Source organism: Thermogladius sp. (assembly GCF_049970955.1).
Taxonomy (GTDB): Archaea; Thermoproteota; Thermoprotei_A; order Sulfolobales; family Desulfurococcaceae; genus Thermogladius.
The window spans coordinates 1-4319 of the sequence record NZ_JBMFLY010000069.1 but is presented as its reverse complement, the minus strand read 5'-3'; the positions used below and the strand labels follow the sequence as shown (position 1 = coordinate 4319).

The 4319-nt window shown below is 63.4% G+C and carries 4 protein-coding genes; 1 reads left to right on the top strand and 3 read right to left on the bottom strand.

Going from position 1 to position 4319, the window contains the following annotated elements; all coding sequences use genetic code 11:
* Positions 1-200 precede the first annotated feature (200 nt).
* From ACP5VX_RS06375 to ACP5VX_RS06365, 3 genes are all read right to left on the bottom strand, one after another.
* Complete coding sequence (locus ACP5VX_RS06375; RefSeq protein WP_428725050.1) at positions 201-1169, bottom strand: SDR family NAD(P)-dependent oxidoreductase; 969 nt, start codon at positions 1167-1169, stop codon at positions 201-203.
* Between the two features lie 245 nt (positions 1170-1414).
* Positions 1415-2278, bottom strand: coding sequence for a nucleotidyltransferase family protein (locus tag ACP5VX_RS06370; protein WP_428725049.1), 864 nt, complete (start codon positions 2276-2278; stop codon positions 1415-1417).
* Positions 2268-2876 (bottom strand): thymidylate kinase, encoded by a 609-nt coding sequence (locus ACP5VX_RS06365; protein ID WP_428725048.1) that lies wholly within the window; start codon positions 2874-2876, stop codon positions 2268-2270. The genes ACP5VX_RS06370 and ACP5VX_RS06365 overlap by 11 nt, the downstream gene beginning before the upstream one ends.
* A gap of 251 nt (positions 2877-3127) precedes the next feature.
* Here ACP5VX_RS06365 and ACP5VX_RS06360 point away from each other — a divergent pair, with 251 nt between their 5' ends.
* Positions 3128-4207, top strand: coding sequence for a glycosyltransferase (locus ACP5VX_RS06360; RefSeq protein ID WP_428725047.1), 1080 nt, complete (start codon positions 3128-3130; stop codon positions 4205-4207).
* Positions 4208-4319 lie beyond the last annotated feature (112 nt).

Genomic DNA, 4319 nt, shown 5'->3' with positions numbered 1-4319 from the left:
AGAGGCTCTCAAAGGCCTTTTTGTCGTGCTGCCCACCAGCCAGGGGCTCGTGAACAGGCTTCCCCGGGAGCCCTGTGTTTGGTAGCACGGAGCCCTCGGAGTAGAGCGTACGGCGTGGCCCGCCGACCCGCCCCCGTAGGTGGACGTGGTGGCGGGCCCTCGCAGGTCTCGAGACCACTCGTCCAGGGGCTGGCGAGCGGCTAGTTGCGGGGTGCCCCTCTCCCTATCTCTTCAAGCAACGCCCTAACGGTAGCAGAAACGCTGGCCGTGGAGTTCATAGACGGGCTGAAGCCCAGCTTCTTCAACTTGTCTATTCTCAAGGCTATGCGCTTCACGTCCCCCGGCCAGCCCACGCCGTGGGCCACGGGCTTGTAGACCAGCTTCACCCCTTCCAGCCCCATCTCGCTCAGTACTATCCTCACCACGTCGTTGACGGTTATCCAGTCTTCGTTCCCGACGTTGTAGACGGCGAAGCCCTCCCCCGCCCTCCGCCAGGCTAGTAGAGTGGCCTCGACTGCCTCGGACACGTGGAGGTAGCTCCTGGTCTGGGTCCCGTCCCCCAGCACCTCGAGCTCCCTGGGGTTTGCCAGGAGCTTGTTTACCAAGTCCCATATAACGCCGTGCCTCAGCCTGGGCCCCACGATGTTGGCGTACCTGAGGGAGACGGCCCTGATACCGTAGAGCCTGGAGTACGCGTGCATCAGGTTCTCGCAGGCGGCCTTGCTGGCGCCGTACACCGAGACGGGCCTCACGGGCTCCTCCTCGCCCACCGGTATGTGGCCCGGCTCCCCGTAGACCGAGCTCGACGAGGCGAAGACGAGGTCCCCCACGCCCCTCCTCCTCATCGCCTCGAGGAGGTTGAAGGTCGCCACCACGTTCTCGCTGAAGTGGACCTCGGGGTTGGTGGTGCTGACCCTCACCTCGGGGTTCGCGGCGAAGTGGAAGACCGCCTCAACGCCCTCCACGGCCTTGAGGGCCGTGCCGGGGTCCTTGAGGTCGCCCACCACTACTTCAACGGAGCTACTCCCCCTGTGCCTCTCCAGGTTCTCGAGCCTGCCGCTACTGAGGTTGTCGACGACTCTGACCCTGTACCCTTCGAGGACTAGCCTGTCGACGAGGTGGCTGCCGATGAACCCCGCTCCCCCCGTGACGAGGACGAGCCTGCCCAACCGAGCACACCGCTGGTTGCCTGTCCGCGTGTACGCTAGCTAGATTAGAGGCCCGCTCGCTAATAAAACTTCAAAAGTCCGCAGACCTCGCAGGTACCCCCAGAGGATCAACCACCTGCACCCTCCCCGCCTTAGGGGCGGGGCCGGGTGCTTTACTACCGGCCGGCATATAGGCGTTGAAGTAGTAGAGCCTCGTCACCCGGGCTACGCGTAGCCGCGCTACCGCCCGCACGCGGTGGAAGGGCCTAGTAGGAGGCCCTCGTCAGTCTCCACTTGACCGATCTACCGGCTCTCTCCGTCAGCATGTACTCCAGCGCGTTGACTAGGGTCGACCTGAACACGCTGTCCCTGAACAGCTTGCGCGCGTAGGCCCCGGCTAGGTAGGAGACCGGTATCCTCGAGGGGAGCTCTACCAGCCCGCTGTCCACCAGCTCGTTCAAGCGCGTGGACGCCCTGAGGGAGTCCTCTACCCCGAGCTCTATCGCGAGGTCTAGGGCCCTCTTGTTGAGCCACTTCTTCACCGTGAAGTAGTCTGCTAGGAGGTAGACGTGCTCTTTGTACACCGCGTGGGCTGCTGTGACGACTACCTCCGCCTCTCTTGTGAGGCCCCTGAGCTCGAGGCCCTCCCACTCGAACTCCTCGGTGCAGCACTCGAGGAGCTCCTCCCCGTCTAGGTAAACAACCCACGCGAAGGAGGGGTGCGTGTAGAGGTCTACTATAGCCCGCCCCCTCGTCATCGTGACCGTGTACTTCTCCCAGACCTCGACCCTGAAGCCCCTCGACGCCAGCCTCTTGACCGCCTCGGGTAGCTGCCGCGCGTCGACCAGGACGTCTACGTCGACCGAGACGTGCTCCACCGGCTTCCTGAACTTGTGTAGCGCGTAGTCCAGCCCCCTCAGCGCGCCGGCCACCTCCCCCACGACGCTGCGGAACCACTTGTACCTCTCCTCCTCGCGGCGCCTCGCCTCGCCCTCCACGCCCGCAGACCTGAGGAAGCCCAGTAGCACCTTGTTCAAGCCAGCCGCCTCGACCAGCTCCCCCAGCTCGCCCTCCCCCGGCTTCTCCAGGCCCTCCAGCGCCCTGACCAGCCTCAGGGTCCTAGAGCTCAAGCCTATACAGCACCTCCGCGGCTGTCCTGGCCGGCCTGCTACTAGAGGTGTCCACAGTTGTTGAGGCGATGTACCTCGCCAGTACAGTGTAGTAGGCGTACTCTGTTTTAAGGAAAGAGGGCGGCACGTCGGCCCTCCTCCTCAGCACGTCCAGCCTCGCTGTAAGGACGACGGGCCTCTCCCTGGAGGCCAGGGCTAGCAGGAACCTGCCGAGCGCTGTCCCGAGGAAGCCCCCGTACCTCAGCGTGGCCGAGACCCAGACCAGGAAGTCCAAGACGCCCCTGTCGCACACGACGACGTCGCTGAAGAGGAGCCTCAGCCGCCTCGCGAGCAGCTGGGGTAGGAACCCCGTGAACTCCAGTAGCGCGAACAGCCCCCTGAGGCCCGGCGGCACCGATAGCTTGTAGTAGGGGTTGTCGGCTCCGCTGAAAGCCCTCGTCTTAGAGAGGAGCCTGTAGAGTAGCGAGACGTGGAGGTGGCTCCCCCTCAACCAGTGGGTCGAGGCCCTGTGAGAGGCCGCCAGGTAGGAGGAAAGGGCCCTCGCAACGGTCGTCTTACCGCTACCGTCGCAGCCCGACAGGACAACTGCTCTACCCATAGTGACCAGAGTTGATAAAATGTCTAGCCAGGCATTAAAACAGGGTAGCCCCCACTAGGCAACCACGCTACAGCCTAGCAGTCCCACCACTACTACTCTTGAATAGCTCCCTCTTCCATGCGAGCGTCTGCTCCCCCGGATGGTCCAGGACGTCCCGTGGTTTCGGGGTCGTCTATGGTCGCCTCTAGGAACAGACAGTTCTTCTCCTGCTTATAAGCCGGGCACCTCCATTTCTCTCTTGGGGTCGGTGTTTGCCCCCCAGGGTCACGGTCATCTGGCTCAACTACAACTCCTCCAAGTTTATCGGGGTAGTCTTGAGGTCTCTCGAGTCCGTCCTGTCCGTGGACTACCCTCCTGACATGCTGGAGCTTGTCGTCGTTGACAACGCCTCGACAGACGGGAGCTTCGAGAGTGTGCGGGGCTACCTGGAGGCGCACAGGGGAGGCGTGAGGGTCAAGGTTGTCAGGGCGGGCTCGAACCTTGGCTTCACGGGCGGGAGCAACCTGGGCTTCGCCGCGAGGGACAGGGATTCCAAGTACGTCCTCCTCCTAAACAACGACGCCGTGATCTACCCGGACGGCCTGAGAGCGCTCGTGGACTACCTCGAGGAGCATCCCCGGGTGGCCGCCGTCCAGGGCGTGGTCCTCAAGCTGGGGACGAGACTTATAGACACGGCCGGCGACTACGTGGACGAGATGCTGGTCTCCCACCCTTTCGGCGTCGAAAAAGCCTACCCGTGGATCCTGAGGCACCCCGTCTACGTTTCATACGCTGACGGCTCCTGCTCCCTCTACAGGGTGGAGCACGTGCTCAAGTGCGTCGGGGAGCGGCTATTCGTAGGCGAGTTCTTCGCTTACGGCGACGACAACGTCTTGGGCCTAGAGCTATGGGGCTGCGGACATCCCTCCGTGGCCCTAGAGAAGGCCGTGGCAGAGCACTACAGGTCGGCCACCCTAGGAAGAAAGAGAACCCGCAGGCTCCTGGCCGAGTACTACAGCGCGAGAAACGGGGTCGCACTCGCCCGGGTGAGTAACAGCAGGCTCAGGGGCGTGGCACCCGTGTACAGGCTGGTCAAGGCAGGTCTCCTCTTCCTCAGGTACAAGGACAGGCTAGTCCTGAGGACTGTCGCGGACGGCCTAAGGCTCGCCCGCCTGTTAGAGGCCAGGGGAATGGTCATAGACGTCCACAGGGCGCCCGTCATCCCGCTCACAGCCAAGGCGGTGCTCGGCTCGTTCGTCCGCGCCTCGCTACTCAAAAAGTACATTGACGAGTGGGTGGCCAGGAACTACGACGGTGTACTAGACGCGAGAGAGGAGCCGGCTACAAGCTAGCTTTTCCCGGGGAACCCGAACTTCTCGGCCTCCCTGAACCCGGGGCACTTCCTGTCTTTCTCGCTCACTATGACGCCCTCTCTTATCGGCCAGTCTATCGCCAGCTCGGGGT